This window comes from Roseateles sp. UC29_93 (genome assembly GCF_042695725.1).
Lineage (GTDB): Bacteria > Pseudomonadota > Gammaproteobacteria > Burkholderiales > Burkholderiaceae_C > Roseateles > Roseateles noduli_A.
Genome location: NZ_CP170545.1, coordinates 5,349,377 through 5,372,431 on the forward strand (window position 1 = coordinate 5,349,377; position 23,055 = coordinate 5,372,431).

Here is a 23,055-nt window from a genome sequence, read left to right on the forward strand (position 1 = left end):
CGCTCCCACCCGGAGTTTCACGATTGGGAGCTCTACTTAAGGGATGCCCTGCATAACTCCCCCCGGCAGAGCGTCCCGAGGATTCACCCGATACTTGCAAGATGGACAAACTCTCCGACCTTCGAAAGAGCTACGAGCGCGCCGAGCTCGACGAACACCAGTCCGCGGGCGAGCCGCTGCGCCAGTTCCGTGAATGGTTCCAGCAGGCGCTGGACGCCCAGGTGCCCGAACCCAACGCGATGACCCTGGCAACGGTCGGGCCGGACGGACGTCCGTCCACGCGCATCGTGCTGATCAAGGACATCGAGGAACGCGGCCTTGTCTGGTACACCAACTATGACAGCCGCAAGGGCCGCGAGCTGGCGCTGCATCCGTTCGCCGCCCTGCAGTTCCACTGGGTCGAGCTGGAACGCGTGGTCCGCATCGAAGGCGCCGTCGAGCAGGTCGACGCGGCGCAGTCGGATGCCTACTTCGCGTCCCGGCCGCTGGACTCGCGCCTGGGCGCATGGGCCTCGCCGCAGAGCCAGGTGATCTCGTCGCGCGCGGTGCTGGTGGCCAATGCCGCGAAGGCCGCCGCGCAGCACGGATTGAATCCGGGCCGGCCGCCGCACTGGGGCGGTTACCGGCTCGTGCCCGAGCGCTGGGAGTTCTGGCAAGGGCGCAAGTCGCGGCTGCATGACCGGCTCGTGTATCGCCGTGAAGGCGACGAGTGGGTCCGCGAACGGCTCGCGCCTTGACGCTCAGAACTTGACCTGCACCCCCGCGAAGAGGCTGCGGCCCGGCAGCGGTGTCAGCTCGCGGATCGTCTGCACGCTGCTCGCGTTGTAGGCGAGCTTGTTGGCCAGGTTGTCCAGCTTGACGTACCACATCGCGTCCAGGTTGCCGATGTCGAAGTGGCGCGCGATGTTCAGACGCAGGATGCCGTAACCCGCCGTCGGCGTGTCCAGCGCCGGCACGCGGTCCTGGCGCATCGCGCCGCGCAGCTCGGCCTGGACCAGCCACGGGCCACGTTCCGCCTGGATCGAGACACTGCCGCGCACCGGCGCCAGGCGCGGCAGCGGCTCGTTGGTGTCGCGGTTGGTGCCGCGCACGAGGTCGATCGTCGTGCCCAAAGTCAGGTCCCAACCCGCCAGCCTGGGCAGCGGCTGCTTGCCTTCCAGCTCCACGCCGTGCATCCGGGCACGCACGCCGCGGTAGAGGTACTCGGGCACCGATTCGATCCCGCCGTCCTCACCGACCTCGTCGATGCTGCGGCCGCTCGCGTCCAGCGCGATGTAGTTGGAGAAACGCGTCTGGTAGACCTGCACGCTCCACTTCGCGTCGCCCTGCTTCCAGTGCAGGCCGAGGTCGACCGCCTTCGCGCGCTCCAGGCCCAGGTTGATGTCGCCCACCTCGTAGGCACCCGACGCCACGTGCACGCCGTTGGCGAAGAGTTCGTAGAAGGTCGGCGCGCGCTGGCTGCTGCTCAGGTTGCTCGACAGGCTGAAGCCGTTGCCCAGTTCGTAGGCCCCGCTCAGCGAGAAGCTCTTCGGGCTGAAGCGCCGCGTCACCGGGTCGCCGAAACGCTCCTCGTCGCCGCCGGTCGAGCCGATGTTGACGCGCTCCGCGCGCGCGCCGGCCTGCAGACTCCAGGGACCCGAGCGGAACTGCTCGATCAGGAACAGCGCGTTGTTGCGGGTCTTGGTGCCAGGGACCAACGCCTCCTCGCCGAGGGCAGAGAAATCGCTGAGTTCCCATTGCCAGCCGAGCACGCCCTGCATCGAGCCCCAGTCGCCCTGGAAGGCGGCATGCGTCGCCTCGACCCGGCCGTCCTTGCCGTCGGACGAGAAGACGGTGCCGACCTCGCCGCTGCCCTCCACTTCCTGGTGCTTGTAGCGGCTGCTCGCGAACTGCCAGGTCACGCGCGCCAGGCCCGGCAGCGGATCCCGCCATTCGCCGGCGGTCGCGAGGCGCTGACGCTGCATCTCGATGCGCACGTCGGGCTCGACGGTGACGCCGTAGTCGTTGTGATAGTCCTCGACCGACACGCCGGCATACCCCTGCGAGAACAGCAGCGAGCCGCCCACCGCGCCGCTGCGGCCGTGACTGTCGGAGTTGCGGACATGCGTTGAGGCGCCGTCCTCGCTCTCGAAGCGCGGCACGCGCTGGTCGTCGGCGCGGCGGTCGGCCGCGTCCACGTGCCAGGCGAAGCCCGTCGTGCCGCCGTCCAGCACCACGGCACCGCCGCGTTCCTTCGAGGCGCCGCCCAGGCGCAGCTCCGCCGCGCCGTTCAGTCCGGGCTGGGCCAGTCGCGGGATGCGGTTGTCGATCGCATTGACGACGCCGCCGATCGCGTTGCCGCCGTACTGCAGCGCGGCCGCGCCGCGCAGCACCTCGACGCGCGTCAGCACCAGCGGATCGACCGGCAGCGCGTGGTCGAAGCTCAGGCTGGACGCATCGACGGAAGCGCCGGAGTTGCTGAGCATCCGGACGCGATCACCGTCGAGACCGCGCATCGTCGGCCGGTTGCTGTTCGGACCGAAGTAGGTCGAGCCCACGCCGGCCAGGCCGTCCAGGGTCTCGCCAAGGCTGGCGCCGCGCTTGAGGGTCAGCGCGTCGCCGCTCAGCACCTGCACCGGCGCGGCGAGTTCGCGCTGGCTCAGCGGGTTGCCCGTCACGACGACCACGTCGAGCTTGTGCTTGTGAGCCCGATCGGCACCGCCGGATACGGCGCCGGCATCGGCCGAGGTCGGATCGACAGCCGCCGCGGCAGGAGCCGGCGCGGGTGCAGGTGCGGGCGGGGCTGGCTGGGCCCAGGCGCCGCTTGCGGCGGCGCTCAGCGCGACGGCCAGGAGCGTGGGTTGGACAGGGGCGCGCGACGGCGCCGACGAACGGATCAAACGGATCGACGTGGACAGGATGGCCATGGAAACACTCTCGAGCACCGGCGGCGGAACGCCGCGGCGCCATCAAATTCTTGGAGGGCCCGTGCCGGCACGCCGCGACGCCGGAGGCATGCGCGAACGGCCCGGTCGCGCCGGAGGGCGCGCCTGAGCAAGGGCGGAATCGATGGAGGTGTCAGGCTCTCGGCGGACCGCGAGCGCTCTTGCGCCACTGCTGCGCGAGCGTGGCGTCATGCGGCTGATCGATGCCGGTGGGGATGTCCGGCGGCAGCGCGGCCCAGGCGGACGCCTGGACGATGGGACCCAGCACATGGCTGAGCTGGTCGAGCAGTTGGCAGTCGGGCGTTCCGGCCGCGTGACCGAAGCGCGGTGTACTGCCCTCGTCCGCCATCACGGCGACGGCGGTGCCGCCAGCGGTGGAGAGGTTCTCGCCGCCGCCCTCGGACGTGGCGGTGGCGGTGGCGGTGGCGGTGGCGGTGGCGGTGGCGGTGGCATCGACAGTGTCGACCGCCGCTTCAGCCGCCGCAGCGAGTGCCGCGACCGTGAATGCCAGACGCGAGGACGCGGCGGGCGATCCGTGCAGCGTCCGGTGCACCAGTCCAAGCGCCTGGAAGCCCATCACCGCGGCCACGCACAGCCAGATCCACCAGCGCTGCTGGCGGGTCGTGGCGGAGGCGGTCAGGCGGGACATCGGTGTCAAGCGGCGTCAGCGCGTCGCGCGGACGGCGTCCGTCACGCGATAGAACATGCCGTAGGGATCGTCGTTGAGGACGGCCATCTGACCCTCCACGGTCACGACGTCCAGCGTGTAGCGCACCGGTGTCTTGCTGCGAACCTCGACCAGGCCTTCCGGTCCGGCCGGTACGCAGAACGAGCAACTCGTCGGCACCGACGACAGCAGGAAGTGGCTCTGCTTGTCGCCGGGCTCCAGCGGCATCATGAATCCCTGGACCTTCACCGTGCGCTGGTTCAGCGCCAGCACGCCGGACGGGAAGCTCGGGGTGACCTTGCTCTTGTCCGCCTTCACGGTGACCGAGGACAGCAGCTTCCAACTGACGACGCCCTCGACCTCCTGCAGCGGCTTGAAGGGGCTGCGCGGGTCGTGATAGCCGGGGCCGGAGCCCATCGGGACCGCAGCGCCGGAAGCGGCCGGCGCCGCCTGCGCGAAGACGGCGCCCCCCCATGACGATCGTCACGAGCGCGATCGCCGCCCGGCGGGCGCGCGTTGCAGCGGAGGTGATGCGAGTGCTCATCGAGGGCGGTGGCGTCAATGCGGCCTCAGGGCCGCGTGAAGCTCAGCATTGTGCACCGGCTCGGTGACCGCCCGAAGCAAGGTCCGGGCGAGCGGCGACCAGCGCCGGATCAGGCGGGCGGTCGGCCAAGCCGCCTCGGCGTCGCTCAGCGCGGCGTCTGCAGCAGTTCGGTGACGTCGAGCCGATAGCCGCGCCACGCCGGCCACGCCGCGGCAAGCACGGCCAGCCCGAGCGCCAGCGCCGGCACAAGCGCCTCCCACCCCGACACCCAGGCGCCGGAGATCCGCACCGACTGCTGCAGCGCGAGCACCACGCCCAGTCCCGCCGTCAGCGCATGGGCCAGGCCCAGTGCCAGCAGCGTGGCGAGTCCCGCCAGCATCAGCGCCTCCATCGCGATCAGCGCGGCCACGCGCGCCGGCGTGGCGCCGAGCATCCGCAGCATGGCGAGATCGCCCTGGCGCTCCCGCACCGCATGCAGCAGCGCCACCAGCACCGACAGGGCCGCCGCCAGCAGCAGCACGCCGCCGAACCCGCGCAACACATCGACTCCTACGCCGACCATGCTCAGCAGCCGCGCCGTTTCCAGCGCGGGCACCGACGCCTGAAGGCCCGGCTGCGCATTCACCCAGCGCGGCAGCATCACCGCGGCCAGCGGGCTGCGGTAGCGGACCAGCACCATGCTCACTTCCAGCGAGGCCTCGTCGAGAGGCGCGACCTCGCCGTGCCCGTGGGCCGCATGCGCCTCCCAGACGGACGCGAGGTCCGTCAGCACGAGCCGGTCGACCACGCCGCCCGTCGGTGCCAGAACGCCGACGACCTCATAGGCCTCCTCGTGCTCGTCGCCGCCGGACGCCAGTCCGTGCGTGCCGTGGAACCGGTCGCCCGGCTTCAACCCGGAGCGCCCCGCCACCTCGGCGCCCAGCACGGCCTGCATCGGCGCCTTCCAGGCTTGGCCCTGGGCCAGGGCGAGTTGATAGAGCGCCAGATAGTCGGCCGTCGTCCCGACGATGCGGAAGCCCTGGACGCTGTCGCCGAGCGAGATCGGCACCGCCTGCGCGACCAGCGGCTGCGCGCGCAGTTGCGACACGGTGGCCAGCGGGATGTTGCCGGTCGACTGGTCGAGGTGGAACACGCCCGCCAACAGGATCTGCATCGGGCTGCCCTTGGCGCCGACGACCAGGTCGATGCCGCCGAGATCGCGCTTGAGGCCCTGCTCCATCTGCTCGCTGACCAGGACGACGAACCCGATCGCCGCCAGCCCGAGGCTCAGCAGCATCAGGTTGAGCGCCGTCAGCATCGGACGCGCCCAGAGGTAGCGCCACGCGAGGCGCGGCAGGTTCAACGGCGCGCGGCTCATGAGGTCGAGGTCGTCGATGTCACGGAAGAAGCGGCGCTCCGGCTCGGGAGTCGCAGTCGATACGGCTCGGGCCAGTCGACCCAGGCCGCCTCCACCCGTGCGTCATGCGAGGCGATCACCAGGTGCACGCCGTGCTCGGCGGCTGCGCGCCGCAACAGCGAGAGCGTCGCCTCGCAGGCCTCGTCGTCGAGGTTGGCGGTGGCTCGTCGGCGATCAAGATGCGCGGCGCGCGCAGCAGCGCCCTGGCGAGCGCCACCCGCTGCGCCTGCCCTTGGCTGAGCGCATGCGGCCGGCGATGCTCCAGCGCGCCGACGCCGAGTTCATTGAGCAGGCGCCGGATGCGCGGAAGGTCCGGCGCCAGACCGGCCGCCACATAGGGCAGCGAGAGGTTGTCGCGCACGGTGAGCGACGGACTGAGGTGCAGCCGCTGCGGCACGAAGCCGAGGTACTCCCCGCGCCACGCGTCACGCTGGGCGGGAGGCATCCGGGACACCTCCATGCCGGCCAGCATCAGATAACCCGCCGACGGCGTCAGCAGCCCCGCCATCAGCGCGAGCAGGGTGCTCTTGCCGCTGCCCGAGGTGCCGCGCACCAGCAGATGCCCGCCGGCGGGCAGCGCGAAGTCCGGAAACTGCAGGTCGAGCTCGACGCCGAGGTCGACGCCCTGCCCCGACCGGCCCGCGCCGCCGTAGCGGAAGCGCAGCCCGTCGCAGGCGATCATCGGCCAGCCCTCCGGCCGCTCCGACGTCCTGGCCGCCTCGGCGGACTTCACGGCGCCAGCCGCCCCCGCCGCTTCCGACATCAGCCTGCCGCCTCGTCCTTCAGCAGTTCCTTGAACTTCTTGGCGAACTTGTCGACCTTGGGCGCGACGACGAACGCGCAGTAGCCCTGCTCCGGATGGTTGGCGAAGTAGTCCTGGTGATAGGCCTCGGCGGGCCAGTAGTTGTCTTCGGGCTGGACCTCGGTGACGACCTTGCCGCCGTGGGCGCGCTGGGCCTCGTCGACGACCTGCCGGATCACGCCGAGCTGCTCCGGCCGCGTGTAGTAGATGCCGGACCGGTACTGGGTGCCGACGTCGGCGCCCTGGCGGTTCAGCGTGGTCGGGTCGTGGATGGTGAAGAAGACCTGCAGCAGATCCTCCAGGCTGACGACCTGGGTATCGAAGCGCACGCGCACGACCTCGGCATGGCCGGTCGTGCCGGAGCAGACCTGCTCGTAGTTCGGGCTGGCCAGCGGCCCGTTGGTGTAGCCGGACTCCACGCCGAGGACGCCCTTGACGCGCAGGAACACCGCCTCGGTGCACCAGAAGCAGCCGCCGCCGAGGGTGATGAGGTCCTCGCCGGGCTGGAGTTGGACGGGGTTCGGGGTGGTGGTCATGGCGAGGTCCTCATGAATCGGTCGGCCGGGTCACTTGTGGGCGGATCATCGGCGATCAAGCCCTGGCGCCACGGACTTACTGTGCGCTCAGCGCCAGATCCACGCGAGGCGACCAGGGCTTGTCCTTGTCGCCGCCGCGCTCGTCGTCCTTCGCGTGCAGCTTCGGCGAGGCGAGGAACATGCGCGCATTCGGCACGCCGCGCTCAAGCAGCGCGTCGCGGACGGCGACCGCGCGCTGCAGGGCCAGCTCGCGCAGCTGCTCGTCGGTGACGGTGTAGCTGTCCATCAGCAAGTCGCGCATCTGCGCCGCCGGGATGTCCTTGGACAGCCCGATCAGGTTGCGCGGCTTGTTGGGCAGCTTGGCGTTGTCGTAGACGACCTTGAGCAGCCGCGCGCGTTGCGCGTCGTCGAGCACGATCGGCGCGGGGCCCGCGTCGGCGGTGCCGGACACGCCCGACGCACCCGAAGCGCCGGAACTGCTCGAAGCGGCCGCGCCAGGTGCGTTCACCGCCTGCGTGACCGACGCGCGCCGCAGTTCACGGCGACGCTCGGCGATCAGCGCGTCCTCCAGCCGGGCGCCCTGCGCCGCGCGGCGTTCGGCGTCGGGATCGACCCAGCCGGTGATGCTCAGCTGCAGCACCGGCTTGTCGGCCAGCACCTTCGTCAGCGGTTCGAGCTTCTTCGCCGCCTCCGGCTGCAGCGCCGCCGTGCCCGGCTTGAACTCGAGCTGGCTGATCTCGGCGCCAGCGCCGCCGCCCGACAGCAGCGAGAACGGCGCCGTCAGCGCCTTCGTCAGCAGGTTGACGATGAGCTTCACGACCAGGCCGCCGACGCTGAACTCCGGATCGTTGAGCGAGCCGCTGACCGGCAGGTTCACGTCGATGACGCCGTCGCTGTCCTTGAGCAGCGCTACCGCCAGCTTGACCGGCAACCGGGTCGCCGTGGGGCTGTCGATGCGGTCGCCGAAGGTCAGCTGATTGAGCACGATCTTGTTGTCGGCCTCCAGGCGACCGCCGGGCTCGATCTGGTAATGGACCCGTGTGGACAGCTTGCCGCGCTCGATCGCATAGCCCGCGTACTTGCCGGCATACGGCGACAGCGGCGCGAGCTCGATGTCGGTGGCGCTGGCGGTGATGTCCAGCGCCAGCGGCGCGCCGCTGGGGTTCAACTGGCCGCTGATGTCGAGCAGGCCGGTGCCCTCGACCTTGCCCTTGAGCTGCAGCGGCGCCATCGCCGCCGAACCGGCCGAGAACGCGCCCAGCGTCCCTGTGAGTTCGCTGAGGTTGGCGCTGTAGTTGGGCTTGATGAAGCGGTCGTTGAAATCGACCTTGCCGCCGTTGACGCGTGTCTCGCCGATGCTGAGCCGCAGCGGCGGATCGCCGGCCGCGGACGAGGCCGCGCCGACTACCGGCGCAGTGCCGGCCGACGCCGCGCCGGACGGCCCCGTCGCCGGTGTCGGCGCCGACGTCGCGCGAGCCACCGTCGCCGCCACCGGCGCGGACGCCGCCGACGTGCCTGCCACGGCCGCCACGGCCTGGCCCTGCTCGGTCTGGTTCAGGTCGCGCAGGTTGAGGCGGCCCTGCTCGTTGATGATCAGGCGCGCGTAGAACTCGTCCAGCACGGCCTGCTGGATCTTCACGTCCGGCGCTCCGCCGGGCGCCAGCGCCACCCGCAGCCCGCCGAGCTTCAGGCCCTGCCAGCTCAACAGGTCCTCGGCCGAACGGCGTCTGCCGTCCTGCAGCCGCGCCTGGCGCAGCCGGAGGTCGGAGATCAGCAACTCGCCGTCGGCGCGCACCGACGGTCCCTTGGACGTCTCGGTGAACTCGAAGCCGCCGCGCATCGACCCCTCGGCACGCTGCAGGTGGATGCCGATGGACGGATCGAGGTAGGGATCGACCCAGTGCAGCGGCAAGTGCTCGGCGCTCAGGCGTCCCGAGGCTGTCAGCGGCGTCAGCGCGAGTTGACCGTCCCAACGGAACTTCGGCACCTCGCGCGCGTTGCGGCGCGTGGCGTCGGGCCGGCGCAGCGTCGCTGCCAGTTGCACGGGCAGCGGCTTGCGCAGTTGCCGACCGTCCCAGTCGATGCCGGACACCTTCAGCATCAGTTCCTGAACACCGATCGGCCGGGCCGGTTCGTCGTCGAGCACATGCGTCGCCAGATCGAGCAAGGTTGCCTCGCCGCCTTCCACGGCGATCTCGGCAATCTGCGCGGTCCACGGCGCATCGTTCGCCGCTTTGGCAGCGGCCAGCTCGGGATGGTCCGGCGCGCTCAAGGTCAGGCGATCGCCGCGCCCTTCAGGTTCGCGTCGGCGTGAGGCAGTTGCTGCGCCTGTGGCGACTGCGGCGCCCTGCCCGCTCGCCGCGTGCGACGCGGCCGAGGCGCCCATCCAGGCGTCCCAGCTCCACTTGCCGGACTTGTCGCGGCCCAGTTGCGCCTTCGGCGCCACCAGCGCCAGCCGGCCGGCCGTCAGTTGGCGGCTGTCCAGCGCGAGCGCCGCCTGGTCGAGGCTCAACTGCTTGAGCGCCAGCACCGGCTTCTTGCCGTCGGCGAGTTGAACGTCGTCGAGGCTGAGCGCCTTCAGCGACAGCTTGAGGTTCTCGCCCGCCGGTCCCGCGCTCACGGCACCCTGCGTGGCGAAGCGGCCCTGGACCGACAGCGGCGTCGCCGCCTTCAGATACGGCGCGAAGCCGTCCAGCGCCAGCTCCTTCAGCGCCCAGGCGAGCGCGATGCCGGCCTTGCCGACCTCGCCCTTGCCACTCAACGTCGCCGGGGTCTTCGCGCCTTCAGGCGACAGCGTCGCGGCGATCTCCACCGGCGCAGCCTTCGCGGCCAACGGCCAGCTCAGTCCGCTACCCTTGACCGTCAGGCCGTCGACGTTCCATCGGGCCACGGGACGGAGCGTCTCGTCGGTCCAGCCGACGCGACCGCCTTCCAGCGCCAGTTGCTGCACGCCGACCCGCCAGGGCGCCGCGCCCGCGGCGGATGTCTTCGCCGCATCGGAGGACGCCGCCTTCGGCGACGCGGCGACGGCCTTCGGCGCCGGCGTCGCGGCTGCCGACGTGGAGCCCGCGGACATCTCCGGCAGCCACAAGCGGCCTTGCGCGTCGCGGCCCATCAGCAGCTCCGGCTGCTTCAGCGTCACCGCGCCCAGCAGCACCTGACGCTTGAGCGGCTGCACGTCAGCCAGCTCGACGCTCAGCGTCTGCCAGCGCAGCCAGTCCTCCCAGTCACTGTCCGCCTTGCCGTCCGATCCAGCGTCCGCGCGCCGCTGCAGCGACAGCTCGCGCACCGACGTCCGGCCGCTGAGCTTGACCTCGGGCGGCTGCTTCGGCGGCTGCTTGAAATCCAGCGTCAGCTGCGAATCGACCAGGCCCTTGGCCAGCCGCATCGGCAGCTCCTTGGGCCAGTAGGCGCGGTACGCCGACAGGTCGAGCGCGTCGAGCTTGACCGTCATGCTCGCGCTGCGCGTGTCGGCGAAGGGCTGCACCTGACCCTCGCTCTGGAAGCCGACGCCGTTCAGGCGTCCCGACAGCCGCGGCTGCACATGCACCTCGACGTCCGCATCCAGCGTCGACAGGAACGGAATGCCCAGCTGCAGCGCCTTCAGCTCGTGGACCATGCCGGCGCCGCGGTCGTCCAGGCGGAATTCGCCGTCGGTCAGTTCGATGTTGTAGAGCGCCGCCTCGGCGGGCCCGTCGTCCGGCGTCGGCGTCTTCTTCGGCGAAGCGGCCAGCCTCGCGACGATGTCGTCCAGATCGGTCTTGCCATCGGGCAGCAACGCGACGCGCACCCGCGGCGACGCCACCGTCAGCGACGACAGCACCGGCGCCAGATGCCACAGCGATCGCGGCGACAGCACCGTGCGCACGCGCTGGACCTCGAACAGCGGCGGCGCGCCGGCCGTCGGACCGGCGATCTTCAGCTCGTCCAGCGTGAGCGCGAGCCGCCACGGCGTGAAGCTGGCCCCACCCAACGTGACGGGACGCCCCAGTTGCTCCGAAGCGATGCGCACGCCCGCCCGCTCGATCCACATCGGCAGCGCCACCCAGGCCACGAGCAGCAACGCGACGACGAAGAGCACCAGACCCACGAACACACGCAGCGCGCGTCGCGGCCAGACGGGAAGAGCAGAGAAGAACACGGAACAGCCGGCAAAACCCGGACGAGTCGTCAAGGAAGCTGATTATGCTGGCGGGCCTCAACACCTGACACCCATCCCCGGCTCTCGATGAACGACCTGATACATGCGGTCGCGGCCTTCCTGCTGCCGCCCACCGGCGCGTTTCCGCTGCTGCTGCTCGCGTGGTGGCTGCGGCACCGCCGCCGCTGGCTCTCCGGCGCGCTGTTCGCGACCGGGCTGATCGCCGTCTGGGTCGGCAGCACCGAGCTCGGCGCGCTGTGGCTGCAGGACCGTCTGCTGGGGCCGCAGCAGGCGGTGCGGGTCGAGCGCCTGAAGGACGTCCCGCCCAAGGAGACCCTCATCGTCGTGCTCGGCGGCGGCGCCCGCAAGCTGATGCCGGAATACGGCGGCGCCCAGCTCAAGGCCCTGTCGATCGAGCGGCTGCGCTACGGGATCTGGTTGTCGCGACGGACCGGCATCCCGCTGATGTTCACCGGCGGCACGCCACGCGACGCCTCGGACGAACGCATGACCGAAGCAGCGCTGGCCGAACGCACCGCGGCGCAGGAATTCGGCTTCACGCTCGCGGCCAAGGAAGACCGCGCCACCGACACGCGCGAAAACGCGCAGTTCACCGCCGAGCTGCTGCGCGGGCAGCCGATCCGGCGCGTCGTGCTGGTCACGCACGACGTACACATGCGCCGCGCGCTGCGGGCCTTCCGCGAGGCGCTGCCGGCGGAGGTGGAGGTGATCCCCGCGCCGCTCGGCCTGGCGCTGCCGGGGTTCGAATGGCGCGACCTGCTGCCCTCGCAGGAAGGCATCTCGCGGGCGCGTTATCTGGGTTACGAATGGCTGGGCTACGTCGGCGGTCATTGACGGCCCAAAGAGAAACCCCCTCCGCGCCGGACGTGCCGGACGAGGAAGGGGTGGGCGGACCAGCCGCCTTTGGGGCTCCGTGGCGAATTGCCGCAGGGCTCCTGGCGCGCAGAGACTGCGCCAGAGGAAGTGCCGGAAAGGCCAGACAACCTTAGGTCCGCCTCCCGGTCCTTTCAAGCCGTGTTGCCCGGGAACCCGTAATTTCCTAGCCCCCGAACAAACGCTGATAGAGATCCGCCGCACGGGCTTTCTGCTCGGCCGGCATCTCGATCACGCGGCCCCATTCGCGCGGCGTCTCGCCCGGCCACTTGTTGGTCGCGTCCAGGCCCATCTTTCCGCCCAGCCCGCTGACCGGCGAGGCGAAATCCAGGTAGTCGATCGGCGTGCCCTCGACCAGCGTCGTGTCCCGCACCGGGTCCATGCGCGTCGTGATCGCCCAGATCACGTCCTGCCAACTGCGGATGTCGACGTCCTCGTCCACGATCACGATGAACTTCGTGTACATGAACTGGCGCAGGTAGCTCCACAGGCCGAACATCAGCCGCTTGGCGTGGCCCGGATAGGCCTTCCTGATCGAGATGACCGCCATCCGGTAGCTGCAGCCTTCAGGCGGCAGATAGAAGTCGACGATCTCCGGGAACTGCTTCTGCAGGATGGGCACGAACACCTCGTTCAACGCCACGCCCAGGACCGCCGGCTCGTCGGGCGGCTTGCCGGTGTAGGTCGAGTGGTAGATCGCGCCCTCGCGCTGGGTGATCCGGTTCACCTCGAAGACGGGGAACCAGTCCTGCTCGTTGTAGTACCCGGTGTGGTCGCCGTAGGGACCTTCCAGCGCGTGCAGGTAGCCGCCCTTCTCCTTCAGCGGGATACCGTCCTCGCTGTGGCCGGTGAAGCCCGGCGCCGCCGGCGGGATGTGGCCCTCGAGCACGATCTCCGCCGTCGCCGGCACCTGCAGCATGCGGCCGGCCTCGCCGACGTTCGTGTCGGCGACCTCGGTCCGCGAGCCGCGCAGCAGGCCGGCGAACTGGTATTCGGACAGCGTGTCCGGCACCGGCGTCACCGCGCCCAGCGTCGTCGCCGGGTCGGCGCCGAGCGCCACGGCGATGGGGAACGGCTGTCCCGGATTCGCGATGCCGAAGTCGCGGAAATCCAGGGCACCCCCCGCGATGCGCCAGCCAGCGCATGATCAGTTGCCGCTTGCCGATCAACTGCTGTCTATAGATACCGAGGTTCTGACGCAGCCGCGGGTTCGCGATCTTCTGCGGCCCCCGCGTCACCACCAGCCCCCAGGTCAGCAGCGGGCCGACGTCGCCGGGCCAGCAGGTCTGGATCGGCAACCGCTTCAGGTCGACGTCGTCGCCCTCGATCACCTGCTCCTGACAGGCCGGCCGCTTCACCAGCGACGGCTTCATGTCCCACAGCGCCTTGCCCATCTGCGCCAGCTTGCCCACGTCGCGCAGGCCGCGCGGCGGCTCCGGCTCCTTCAGCGTCGCCAGCAGCTGGCCGACCTCCCTCAACTGGGTGGTCGACTCGGCCCCCATGCCCAGCGCCACGCGCCGCGGCGTCCCGAACAGGTTCGCCAGCACCGGCATCCGGTAGCCGGTCGGCTGCTCGAACAGCAGCGCCGGGCCCTCCGCCTTGAGGACCAGGTCGCTGACGGCCGTCATCTCGAGCACCGGAGACACCGGCTCGGCCACGCGGCGCAGCTCGCCCATGGCCTCCAAAGCGCCCATAAAGTCACGCAGATCTCGGTACTTCATAACCAAAAGTATTTAAGAACATGGCCCATACGGTTGACGGGTTATTTTTGATCCATAGAATCGCGCCCTGCCCTGACCCCCAGGGTTATCCCGGTCTTCGCTGTGGGACGCGAAGCCGGTGTGCTGCCAATGGACGCTGGATCGCCCGTCTGTCGCATCAAGAGCCCGGAGCCCTCTGAGAGCCCTCCGAGCCGTCGACGACGCCCGAGCCGGCCCATTATCACCACCCCCAGGTGGGTGTCCCGCGAGTGAACGCTTCGAGCGGCTCGCCAGACACACACCGGGCGTGGTCGGAGAAAGGAGTCGCATGACAGCGCGTTCAGACCTGCTATCCCTGCCCCGCCAGGCGCAAGCCGCCCTGGTGCTTTTCGTCAAGGACATCGGCCAGGGCCTCCTGGTCGTCAGCCACAACACGCTCGCCCTGGTGGGCTTCGCCGTCGTCGCCGTCGGGCTGGTCTTCGCCAGCCAGGCCGACCTGCGCCAGCAACTGGAAGGCCAGGTGCTGGGTTGGCTCAATGCGCGCCACGAGGCGCGCGTCGAGGCCTCCGGCGACGTGCTCGCCCTGATGGCCGAGCCCGACGCGATCACCCGCGCCACCGCAGTGGATCCGAAGGAGCTCACCCGTCAGCAGGCGCTGGTGGCCAATTACCTGGCCAGACGCTACCGCGTCGCGCCGGGAACCGGTCAGCCGCCTGGTCAAGGAAGCCTGGGAGGTCGGCCAGCGCGCCCGTGTCGAGCCGACGCTGATCCTGTCCATCATGGCGATCGAGTCCGGTTTCAACCCGTTCGCCCAGAGCGCCGTCGGCGCCCAAGGCCTGATGCAGGTGATGACGCGCGTCCACGACGACAAGTACGAGGCCTTCGGTGGCAACCTGGCCGCCTTCGACCCGGTCACCAACCTGCGCGTCGGCGTGCAGGTGCTCAAGGAGTGCATCCAGCGCGCCGGCAGCCTCGAGGAAGGCCTGCGCCGCTACGTCGGTGCCGCCAACCTGCCCGACGACACCGGCTACGCCTCGCGCGTGCTGGCCGAGCAGGACCTGCTGAAGGCCGTCGCCCAGGGACGCAACGTCAGCCCCTCGGCGCCGCGTCCGATCCGCGAGCCGGCGTCCGCGCCGGCCTCGACCGGCGAGCAGGTCGCCATGACCGCCGTCATGCGCTGAACGCTCGTTCCGCGACCTCGATCAACGGGTTCCACGGGAACCCGTTTCTCATTGGGCGAAGCCGGCGACCCCTCTGCCGTGGGAACAATGTCACGAGATGCCCGGCGCCCCTCGACGGTGCGGCTACACTGCGGGCTTCGCGCAACTGGCGATCAGGGCGCCCTGCCCGGAGACGGATCGGTCTCCGCACAGGCGTCGCCCGAGGTGGGCCACCACCGGGAAGCGCGAACGGCCGGGGATCTCCCTGGCTGTCCGTGCCGTTCGCCTGGGCCGCCGTCGTTCCGTCCTCCGTCGCCGGGTCGCTGTCATTCCAGAAGAATGGCGACCGCGCCGATGCGTTGCCGGCCGGGCGGCGCCAACCCTTGAGCCGACATCATCATGTTTGACCGCACCCAACAGACCCTCGCCAACGTCGACGCCGAAGTCTTCGCCGCCATCCAGCAGGAGACCCGGCGCCAGGAAGACCACATCGAGCTGATCGCCTCGGAGAACTACACCTCTCCGGCGGTGATGGAAGCCCAGGGCAGCCAGCTGACCAACAAGTACGCCGAGGGCTACCCCGGCAAGCGCTACTACGGCGGCTGCGAGTACGTGGACATCGTCGAGCAGCTGGCGATCGACCGCCTGAAGCAGCTCTACGGCGCCGAGTTCGCCAACGTGCAGCCCAACAGCGGCTCGCAGGCCAACCAGGGCGTGTTCTTCGCGCTGCTGCAGCCCGGCGACACCATCATGGGCATGAGCCTGGCCGAAGGCGGCCACCTGACCCACGGCATGGCGCTGAACATGAGCGGCAAGTGGTTCAACGTCATCTCCTACGGCCTGGACGCCAAGGAGGCGATCGACTACGACGCGATGGAAGCGCTGGCGCGCGAGAAGAAGCCCAAGCTGATCATCGCGGGCGCGTCGGCGTACTCGCTGCACATCGACTTCGAGCGCTTCGGCAAGATCGCCAAGGAGATCGGCGCCTACTTCATGGTCGACATGGCGCACTACGCCGGCCTGATCGCCGCGGGCGTCTACCCGAACCCGCTGCCGCATGCCGACGTCGTGACCTCGACGACGCACAAGAGCCTGCGCGGCCCGCGCGGCGGCATCATCCTGACCAACGACGAAGCGATCGCCAAGAAGATCAACTCGGCGATCTTCCCCGGCATCCAGGGCGGCCCGCTGATGCACGTGATCGCCGGCAAGGCGGTGGCCTTCAAGGAAGCGCTGACGCCCGAGTTCAAGGCCTACCAGCAGCAGGTCGTCGCCAACGCCAAGGTGCTGGCCGACACGCTGATCGAGCGCGGCCTGCGCATCGTCTCCGGCGGCACGCAGAGCCACGTGATGCTGGTGGACCTGCGCCCCAAGAACCTGACCGGCAAGGAAGCCGAGGCCATCCTGGGCGCGGCGCACATGACCTGCAACAAGAACGGCATCCCGAACGACCCGCAGAAGCCGATGGTGACCAGCGGCGTCCGCCTGGGCACGCCGGCGATGACCACGCGCGGCTTCAAGGAGGAGCAGGTCCGCAAGACCGCCCACCTGATCGCCGACGTGCTGGACAACCCGCATGACGAGGCCAATCTGGCCCGCGTGCGCGAGCAGGTGGCCGAGCTGACGCGTCAGTTCCCGGTCTACCGCTGAGCGGAGTCCGCGGCGCATGCGATGCCCGTTCTGCGGTCACGGCGACACGCAGGTGTCGGAGACCCGGGAGTCCGACGAAGGCGACGTGGTGCGTCGCCGCCGTCGCTGCCAGTCCTGTGACAAGCGCTTCACGACCTACGAGCGCGCGGACATCGCGCTGCCGATGGTCGTGAAGAAGGACGGCACGCGCGCCGAGTTCGACATGGGCAAGCTGCGCGCGTCGATGACGCTGGCGCTGCGCAAGCGGCCGGTGAGCATCGAGCAGATCGACGCGGCGCTGGAGCGCATCCAGGAGAAGCTGCTCAGCACCGGCGTGCGCGAGATCCCGTCGACCAAGCTGGGCGAGCACGTGATGCGCGAGCTCAAGCGCATCGACAAGGTCGCCTACGTGCGCTTCGCCTCGGTGTACCGCTCGTTCGAGGACGTCGACGAGTTCCGGCAGCTGATCCGAGACATCTGAGGTCGCGGGACGCCGCGCGTGTGCGGCACTGAAGTCGTGCGTCATTGACGCGGCCTTCACGGACTTTTCAGGCGCATCCCCCGCGCATCCCCAAAAGCCGGCCCCCTTCAGCGGGCCGGCTTTCCCCTCCTGAAGGCGAAGCGCAACGGCCGCCGTCTCCCTAGAGTTCCTGGCAACTCTTCGGGAGATCTTCCTTGCAGCCCTCCGCTTCCCCGTTCCCCTGCCATCGCCCCACCGCCCCGCGCGGCATCAGCCTCATCGAGGTGCTGGTCAGCGTCGCGCTGGTCGTGCTCGTGGCCCTGCTCGCCGGGCCCGACCTGCGCGACTGGCTCTGGCGCCAGCGACTCGCGAATGCCGCGCAGACCGTTCTCGGCGATCTTCAACTGGCTCGCAGCGAGGCGATCCAGGGCTCGCGCAACGTGAGCCTGCGCTTCGGCGGCGATGAATCCGCCGTCAGCGGCAGCGGCCGCTGCTACGTGCTGCACACCGGCGCCGCCGGTGGCTGCGACTGCCACCTGGATGCACCACCCACCTGCCGCGCCGACGCGCAGGCGATCAAGCAGGCGCGCTGGGTGCAAGACCGGGGACGGCCGGAGGTCACGGCCAACGTGCCCTCGATGCTGTTCAGCGGACGCCAGGGGACCGTATCGGTCAGCGGCACGGTCGAGGTCCGCATCGCCAGCATCGGCACGGTCCGTCACATCGTGAGCATCACGGGCCGCGTGCGCAGTTGCACGCCCGATGGCGCGCTGAACCGCCTGCCGAGGTGCGCATGACGCCGCTGATGACGCCACTGACGCCGTCGTCGGTGAAGCCACCGGTCAAGCCGCCGATGAAGCCCCGCATGACAGCGCGAACCAACGTGCGAATGAACATGCGACAGGGCATGCGACAGGGCATGCGAAAAGGCAAGCCAATGGGCCGCCGCGGTTTCTCGTTGATCGAGATCCTGACCGTGCTGGCGATCGTTGCCGTGCTGGCGGCGCTGACGCTCCCCGGTTTCCGCGATCGGGTCATCAAGGGCCGGCGCGCCGAGGCGCGCGAGGCATTGCAGGAGATCCAGCTCGCGCAGGAGCGTTTCCGCTCGCGCAGCCCGCGGTACGCCGACCGCCTCGAAGACATCGAGCAGCCCGCGACGACGAAGGGCGGGCTTTATCGGCTGCGCCTCGTCCAGGCCGACGCCACGCGCTACCGGGCCGAGGCCGTCGCGCAAGGCAGCCAGTCCGCCGACCGTCGATGCCGCGTGCTGACGCTGCGGCTGGAACTCGGCGCGGTCTACACCACCGGATTCGACGAGCAAGGGGGTCGAGCAGGCAGACGCCTGCTGGCCACAGTGATGGAGCAAGCATGACGAACCACCTCTGCCAAGGCTTGATTCGCAGTTCGACACGAGGATCCGCGCGAGGATTCACGCTCGTCGAATTCATGATCGGACTGACGATCGGCCTCCTGCTCCTGGCCGGTGCGTTCTCGATGGCGGGCGTCCAGCTCGGCGAGCACCACCGGCTGATGCTGGAACTGCAGGTCCAGCAGGAACTGCGCGCCACCGCCGAACTCCTGCTGCGCGACCTGCGTCGCGCAGCGTTCTGGGACCGTGCGCAGGACGGGGTCTGGCAGGACGATACCGACGCGCCGGTCCGCAATCCCTACGCGGATCTCACGGTCGAGGACGCCGGCCGGCGCCTGACCTACAGCTTCGCCCGGGACGGCAGCGCCCCCGGCGGCGGGAGCGTCCGCGAGACCTCCGGCTTCCGCTTGAACGACGGTCGGATCGACCAGTTGATCGCGGGCCGCTACCAACCGCTGACGGATCCCGACCTGCTGCGCGTGCGGCGGCTGGAGGTGCGACTCTCGTCGCAGGCGTATCCGTTGGAGGATGCCTGCGACCCGGCCTGTGCCTCCGGCTCCGGCGCTGGTGGCGCCGCCTGCCCGCCGACCCTGTCCGCGCGCCTGGTGACCTTGACCGTCGATGCCGAGGCCGTGCATGACCCGCGCGTCAGCCATCACCTCGAACTGCTGAGCCAGTTGCACAACCACGCGCTCTCGGGAGCCTGCCCATGACCCGGCGGAACGAGCGAGGCCTCGGCACGCTGGCGATGTGCATGGTGCTGCTGGGCGTGCTGGCACTCGGAGCCGCCTGGGCGGCGCGGCAGTTGGCGACGGCGCAGCGCGTGGCGGCCAACGACCTGCGGGCCGCCACGGCGTCCGAGGGCGCCGAGTCCGGCATGGCCTGGGCGGTCGCCATGCTCAACGGCGGCGCCATCGACGAGGCCTGCCGGCCCGCGACGGCTCGACCAGCGGTCGACGGCGCGACATCGTCTGACTTCCGCGGCCGATTCCTGCTGATCGGCGCCGATGGCTACTATCACGCGCCAGGCTCGCCACCAGCAGCTGCAGCGGCGCCAGCACCGGCAGCATCGACAACGCCGGCCTGTACGAACTCCGGCCCCTTGCGATGGTCCTGCCGCTGCGGGGTCTCCGGCAACGCGGATGCGGGCGGACCGCGCGCCGATGGCGAAGCGCAACCGCAGTTCAGCATCCGCTTCGCCGACGCGGGTGGGCCGGGCCAGCTGAAGCTGATCGCACGCGGCTGCAGCGACCGCCGGGCGGACTGTGACGATGTCTCCAACGGCCCGATCGGCGTGGCCGAGTCCGCCCAGCATCTCGCGCTCCTCAGCGCGCTGCGCGTGCCGCCTCCGTCCGCCCTGGTGGAGGGGCCGGGGAGCTTTCTCCGGGTCTTCGGTTATCCGCCGGGACGCTATCGCGACCAGCCCGCCATCACCCGACTGCGCTGCGGTGGCGATTGCGACGGCTCGCTCGCCCAGGCGCTGGCGCGCGGGCGCCGCCTGATCTGGATCGACGGCGACGCGCACCTGTCCCAATGGCCAGCGTCGGCGCTCGACGGCACGCCGCTTGTGCTGATCGTCGACGGGCGGCTGGACCTCGCCGCTCCCGGCCATCCACAAGGCGTGCTCTACGCGCGGGACGGCGTCGACTGGCACCCGCCTGCCGGCATGCCGACCTCGCTGCGCGGGGCGGTGGTCAGCGATGCCCGTGTCGACAAGGCGGGCTCGGTCGAATTGATCCATGACGCCGCCGTCCTCTACCGCATCCATCGACAGATGGGCAGCTTCGTACCGGTCCCTGGCGGCTGGACACCGACACGATGAAGTGCCTTCCCCAATCCCTTGCCCGATCCCTTCGCCATCCTCGATCCGGTCGCGCCCGGCGCCGTATCGGCAGCGGATTCACGATCGTCGAGGCGCTGGTCGCGCTGGTGTTGCTGTCCATCGGCGCGGTGGCCCTCATGACGTTGCAGGCCCGGCTGCGCGTGGCCGCAGACGAGGCCCGCCACCAGGATCAGGCCCTGCGCCTCGCCCACAATGAACTCGAGCGCTGGCGCTGGCAGCCGGGCGGCCCCTCCCCCGCGCTGTCATGGGAAGGACCGGACATCGAGTTCGCCATCGCGGGCCGCGCGGTGCCCGCGGCCGACGCGCTGGGCCGCGGCGCCGACGAGGGCGCGCCGGAGGCCGGGGCCGGCGCCGTCACGCCGCCGCTGCGACCTGTGCAGGTGCGCGTGCAGTGGACGGATCGCACCGGACGGCCCCGGTCCGTCACCCTCGAGAGCCTGCTCCCCCTCACCGATCCTGCCCTCTCCGGCCTGCTGCAGCTCCCGCCGGGATCGCGCCGCTAGACTCCGCGCCATGCAAGACGTCCGATCGCCCGCCCTGCCGCCCGAACCGCCCTCCGGCCTGCCGCCGGCCACTGCCTCGGGTGCGTCCGGCGCCTCCGCCGCATCCAGCATCTCCACGCCGCCGCGCGACGACCGTTGGATGGCCGAGGCGGTGCGCCTGGCCCACGACGCGGTCGGCCTCACCGACCCCAACCCCCGAGTGGGCTGCGTCATCGTCGACGGCGAGGATCGCGTGCTCGGCCAGGGGCACACGCAGGCCGCCGGACAGGCCCACGCCGAGGTCATGGCCTTGCGCGATGCCCAAGCCCGGGGTCAGGACGTGCGCGGCGCGACCGTTTACGTGACCCTCGAACCCTGCGCCCACCATGGCCGCACCCCGCCCTGCTGCGACGCGCTGATCGCGGCCGGCGTCGGACGGGTCGTGGTCGCGCTCGGTGACCCGAACCCGCAGGTCGCCGGTCAGGGCCTCGCGCGGATGCGCGCCGCCGGCATCGCCACGGAGGTGCTGCCGACCGACCACCCGTCCGCCGTCGAGGCGCACGAACTCAACATCGGTTTCCTGACCCGCATGCAGCACGGACGCCCCTTCGTGCGGATGAAGATCGCCGCGTCCCTCGACGGGCGGACCGCGCTCTCGAACGGCGTCAGCCAATGGATCACCGGCCCCGAGGCCCGGCGCGACGGCCACGCCTGGCGGCGTCGTGCCGGCGCCGTGCTGACCGGCATCGGCACCGCGCGCGAGGACGATCCGCGCCTGGATGTCCGGGACGTCGACACCGTGCTGCAGCCGCAGCGCGTGTTGATCGACTCGCGCCTGGAGCTGTCCCCGGACGCGCGCCTGCTGGCGCCGCCCGGGCAACTGCTGATCTATCACGCCCTGGCCGAGCCGGGCGAGCGTGGCGTCACGCTGGCGGCGCGCGGAGCGGAACTGGTCTCCGTCGCCGACCCGACCAGAGGCAAGGTCGACCTGGGCGCGGCGATCCGCGACCTGGGCCGACGCCAGGTCAATGAGCTCCACATCGAGGCCGGCTACAAGCTCAACGGATCGCTGCTGCGGGCCGGACTGATCGACGAATTGCTGATCTACGTCGCGCCGATGCTGCTGGGCGAGGGCCGCGGCATGGTCGACCTGGGCGGGCTGACGACGCTCGACGGGGCGCCGCGCTTCCGGATGGTCGACTGCCAGTCCGTCGGGGGCGATCTGCGGCTGAGACTGCGGCCGCTCGCCGCTTCATCGACCTAGCGACTTCAGCGACTTCATCGACTTCAGCCGCATCGGGCGCGTCGGCCTCGCAGCGCCAGGATCGCCCGACCTTCCCGAGGAACCCCGCGAGTCCGACCACCGGGCCGCCCCGCCTACAATCGCACCCATGCCTATTTCACCGATTCCCGAGCTGGTCGCCGAGCTGGCGGCCGGCCGCATGGTCATCCTCGTCGACGAAGAGGACCGCGAGAACGAGGGGGACCTCGTCCTCGCCGCCGACCACGTCACGCCGGAGGCGATCAACTTCATGGCCAAGCATGGCCGGGGCCTGATCTGCCTGACCCTGACCCGCGAGCGCTGCGAGCAGCTGCAGCTGCCGCCGATGGCCACCCGCAACGGCACCAAGCACGGCACGGCCTTCACCGTGTCGATCGAGGCGGCCACCGGCGTCACCACCGGCATCTCCGCCGCCGATCGCGCGCGGACCGTGCAGGCGGCGGTCGCCGAGGGCGCGGTCGCGTCGGACCTCGTGCAACCGGGCCACATCTTCCCGCTGCAGGCGCAGGACGGCGGCGTGCTCATGCGCGCCGGCCACACCGAAGCCGGTTGCGACCTGTCGCGCATGGCCGGCCTGACGCCCGCCGGCGTGATCTGCGAGATCATGAACGACGACGGCACCATGGCCCGTCTGCCGGATCTGGAGATCTTCGCCAAGGAACACGGCCTGAAGATCGGCACCATCGCCGACCTGATCGAATACCGCAGCCGCAACGAGTCGATCGTGCAGCGCATCGCGCAGCGTCCGCTGGACACGCGCGAAGGCCGCTTCGACTGCCACGTCTTCCGCGACCGCTCGAACAACGTCCACATGGCGCTTTCGCTGGGCCAATGGCAGCCCGACCAGGAAGTGCTGGTGCGGGTGCACGAGCCCTTCTCGGCAATGGACCTGCTTGACGCCGGCCGATGCGGTCACAGCTGGCCGCTGCCGCAGGCGCTGGCGGCGATCCAGCGCGAGGGCTCCGGCGTCGCGGTGCTGCTGAACTGCGGCGAGGACGCGGACGCGCTGCTGGCGCGCCTGCAGCCGGCCGCGTCGGAAGACACCCGTCAGACCATGGACCTGCGCACCTATGGCGTCGGCGCGCAGATCCTGCGCGAACTCGGCGTGCAGCGGATGAAGCTGCTGGGCAGCCCGCGCCGCATGCCGAGCATGACCGGCTACGGGCTGGAAGTGACCGGTTTCCAGGCCGCCCAGGCCGGTGCCAACGACAAGAATTGCTGAGGAC

At 70.4% G+C, this 23,055-nt stretch carries 18 protein-coding genes and 2 pseudogenes; 12 read left to right on the forward strand and 8 right to left on the reverse strand.

The annotated features are described in order from the left end of the window. Positions 1-101: 101 nt before the first annotated feature. Entirely contained in the window at positions 102-737 is a 636-nt protein-coding gene (gene pdxH / locus ACFJIX_RS24850) for a pyridoxamine 5'-phosphate oxidase (protein ID WP_377155308.1), read from the forward strand. 3 nt (positions 738-740) lie between these two features. Here pdxH and ACFJIX_RS24855 read toward each other — a convergent pair whose 3' ends face one another. The 7 genes from ACFJIX_RS24855 to ACFJIX_RS24885 all read right to left on the reverse strand — a co-directional run bounded on the left by ACFJIX_RS24855 (position 741) and on the right by ACFJIX_RS24885 (position 11,043). Then, a complete protein-coding gene (locus ACFJIX_RS24855) occupies positions 741-2,906 on the reverse strand; it encodes a TonB-dependent receptor (RefSeq protein WP_377155310.1) in 2,166 nt (721 codons plus the stop codon). Positions 2,907-3,057: 151 nt separating this feature from the next. Continuing rightward, positions 3,058-3,573 (reverse strand): hypothetical protein, encoded by a 516-nt coding sequence (locus ACFJIX_RS24860; RefSeq protein ID WP_377155311.1) that lies wholly within the window; start codon positions 3,571-3,573, stop codon positions 3,058-3,060. Positions 3,574-3,588: 15 nt separating this feature from the next. Further along, complete coding sequence (locus tag ACFJIX_RS24865) at positions 3,589-4,008, reverse strand: DUF3299 domain-containing protein (protein ID WP_377155312.1); 420 nt, start codon at positions 4,006-4,008, stop codon at positions 3,589-3,591. A 272-nt stretch (positions 4,009-4,280) separates the two neighbouring features. Then, positions 4,281-5,492: an ABC transporter permease gene (locus tag ACFJIX_RS24870; RefSeq protein WP_377155313.1), complete on the reverse strand. Its 1,212-nt coding sequence runs from the start codon at positions 5,490-5,492 to the stop codon at positions 4,281-4,283. A gap of 115 nt (positions 5,493-5,607) precedes the next feature. After that, entirely contained in the window at positions 5,608-6,264 is a 657-nt protein-coding gene (locus tag ACFJIX_RS24875; protein ID WP_377155314.1) for an ABC transporter ATP-binding protein, read from the reverse strand. A 29-nt stretch (positions 6,265-6,293) separates the two neighbouring features. Next, a complete protein-coding gene (gene msrA / locus ACFJIX_RS24880; RefSeq protein WP_377155315.1) occupies positions 6,294-6,869 on the reverse strand; it encodes a peptide-methionine (S)-S-oxide reductase MsrA in 576 nt (191 codons plus the stop codon). Positions 6,870-6,945: 76 nt separating this feature from the next. Beyond that, positions 6,946-11,043, reverse strand: coding sequence for a DUF748 domain-containing protein (locus tag ACFJIX_RS24885; protein WP_377155316.1), 4,098 nt, complete (start codon positions 11,041-11,043; stop codon positions 6,946-6,948). Between the two features lie 54 nt (positions 11,044-11,097). Between ACFJIX_RS24885 and ACFJIX_RS24890 the strand changes: the two genes are divergently transcribed. Beyond that, positions 11,098-11,865, forward strand: coding sequence for a YdcF family protein (locus ACFJIX_RS24890; RefSeq protein ID WP_377155317.1), 768 nt, complete (start codon positions 11,098-11,100; stop codon positions 11,863-11,865). Between the two features lie 205 nt (positions 11,866-12,070). Here ACFJIX_RS24890 and ACFJIX_RS24895 read toward each other — a convergent pair. Next, positions 12,071-13,625, reverse strand: a pseudogene (locus tag ACFJIX_RS24895) (UbiD family decarboxylase domain-containing protein). Positions 13,626-13,932: 307 nt separating this feature from the next. On the opposite strand from ACFJIX_RS24895, the pseudogene ACFJIX_RS24900 reads away from it, so the two are divergent. The 10 genes and pseudogenes from ACFJIX_RS24900 (at position 13,933) to ribBA (ending at position 23,051) form a co-directional block, all read left to right on the forward strand. After that, a pseudogene (locus ACFJIX_RS24900) lies at positions 13,933-14,785 on the forward strand (transglycosylase SLT domain-containing protein). Positions 14,786-15,163: 378 nt separating this feature from the next. After that, positions 15,164-16,414, forward strand: a complete 1,251-nt coding sequence (glyA, locus tag ACFJIX_RS24905) for a serine hydroxymethyltransferase (RefSeq protein ID WP_377155318.1) — start codon at positions 15,164-15,166, stop codon at positions 16,412-16,414. Between the two features lie 16 nt (positions 16,415-16,430). Beyond that, positions 16,431-16,874 (forward strand): transcriptional regulator NrdR, encoded by a 444-nt coding sequence (gene nrdR, locus ACFJIX_RS24910; protein WP_067271194.1) that lies wholly within the window; start codon positions 16,431-16,433, stop codon positions 16,872-16,874. 194 nt (positions 16,875-17,068) lie between these two features. Continuing rightward, a complete protein-coding gene (locus ACFJIX_RS24915) occupies positions 17,069-17,650 on the forward strand; it encodes a Tfp pilus assembly protein FimT/FimU (protein ID WP_377155319.1) in 582 nt (193 codons plus the stop codon). After that, positions 17,647-18,225: a type IV pilin protein gene (locus tag ACFJIX_RS24920; RefSeq protein WP_377155320.1), complete on the forward strand. Its 579-nt coding sequence runs from the start codon at positions 17,647-17,649 to the stop codon at positions 18,223-18,225. The genes ACFJIX_RS24915 and ACFJIX_RS24920 overlap by 4 nt, the downstream gene beginning before the upstream one ends. Next, positions 18,222-18,935, forward strand: a complete 714-nt coding sequence (locus ACFJIX_RS24925; protein WP_377155321.1) for a type II secretion system protein J — start codon at positions 18,222-18,224, stop codon at positions 18,933-18,935. The genes ACFJIX_RS24920 and ACFJIX_RS24925 overlap by 4 nt, the downstream gene beginning before the upstream one ends. Beyond that, entirely contained in the window at positions 18,932-20,044 is a 1,113-nt protein-coding gene (locus ACFJIX_RS24930; protein ID WP_377155322.1) for a hypothetical protein, read from the forward strand. Before ACFJIX_RS24925 ends, ACFJIX_RS24930 begins: the two co-directional genes overlap by 4 nt. Beyond that, positions 20,041-20,568: a prepilin-type N-terminal cleavage/methylation domain-containing protein gene (locus ACFJIX_RS24935; RefSeq protein ID WP_377155323.1), complete on the forward strand. Its 528-nt coding sequence runs from the start codon at positions 20,041-20,043 to the stop codon at positions 20,566-20,568. The genes ACFJIX_RS24930 and ACFJIX_RS24935 overlap by 4 nt, the downstream gene beginning before the upstream one ends. 139 nt (positions 20,569-20,707) lie before the next feature. Further along, on the forward strand, positions 20,708-21,811 hold the full coding sequence (gene ribD, locus ACFJIX_RS24940) for a bifunctional diaminohydroxyphosphoribosylaminopyrimidine deaminase/5-amino-6-(5-phosphoribosylamino)uracil reductase RibD (protein ID WP_377161952.1): 1,104 nt from the start codon (positions 20,708-20,710) through the stop codon (positions 21,809-21,811). 127 nt (positions 21,812-21,938) lie between these two features. Beyond that, positions 21,939-23,051, forward strand: coding sequence for a bifunctional 3,4-dihydroxy-2-butanone-4-phosphate synthase/GTP cyclohydrolase II (gene ribBA, locus ACFJIX_RS24945; protein ID WP_377155324.1), 1,113 nt, complete (start codon positions 21,939-21,941; stop codon positions 23,049-23,051). Positions 23,052-23,055 lie beyond the last annotated feature (4 nt).

Bases quoted from the DNA above. Each gene is read 5' to 3' on its own strand.
- ACFJIX_RS24920 (WP_377155320.1), top strand. From the start codon at position 17,647: ATGACGCCGCTGATGACGCCACTGACGCCGTCGTCGGTGAAGCCACCG.
- pdxH (WP_377155308.1), top strand. From the start codon at position 102: ATGGACAAACTCTCCGACCTTCGAAAGAGCTACGAGCGCGCCGAGCTC.
- ACFJIX_RS24870 (WP_377155313.1), bottom strand. From the start codon at position 5,492: ATGAGCCGCGCGCCGTTGAACCTGCCGCGCCTCGCGTGGCGCTACCTC.
- glyA (WP_377155318.1), top strand. From the start codon at position 15,164: ATGTTTGACCGCACCCAACAGACCCTCGCCAACGTCGACGCCGAAGTC.
- ACFJIX_RS24855 (WP_377155310.1), bottom strand. From the start codon at position 2,906: ATGGCCATCCTGTCCACGTCGATCCGTTTGATCCGTTCGTCGGCGCCG.
- ribBA (WP_377155324.1), top strand. From the start codon at position 21,939: ATGCCTATTTCACCGATTCCCGAGCTGGTCGCCGAGCTGGCGGCCGGC.
- ACFJIX_RS24860 (WP_377155311.1), bottom strand. From the start codon at position 3,573: ATGTCCCGCCTGACCGCCTCCGCCACGACCCGCCAGCAGCGCTGGTGG.
- ribD (WP_377161952.1), top strand. From the start codon at position 20,708: ATGGCCGAGGCGGTGCGCCTGGCCCACGACGCGGTCGGCCTCACCGAC.
- ACFJIX_RS24890 (WP_377155317.1), top strand. From the start codon at position 11,098: ATGAACGACCTGATACATGCGGTCGCGGCCTTCCTGCTGCCGCCCACC.
- ACFJIX_RS24865 (WP_377155312.1), bottom strand. From the start codon at position 4,008: ATGGGCTCCGGCCCCGGCTATCACGACCCGCGCAGCCCCTTCAAGCCG.
- ACFJIX_RS24930 (WP_377155322.1), top strand. From the start codon at position 18,932: ATGACCCGGCGGAACGAGCGAGGCCTCGGCACGCTGGCGATGTGCATG.
- nrdR (WP_067271194.1), top strand. From the start codon at position 16,431: ATGCGATGCCCGTTCTGCGGTCACGGCGACACGCAGGTGTCGGAGACC.
- msrA (WP_377155315.1), bottom strand. From the start codon at position 6,869: ATGACCACCACCCCGAACCCCGTCCAACTCCAGCCCGGCGAGGACCTC.
- ACFJIX_RS24935 (WP_377155323.1), top strand. From the start codon at position 20,041: ATGAAGTGCCTTCCCCAATCCCTTGCCCGATCCCTTCGCCATCCTCGA.
- ACFJIX_RS24925 (WP_377155321.1), top strand. From the start codon at position 18,222: ATGACGAACCACCTCTGCCAAGGCTTGATTCGCAGTTCGACACGAGGA.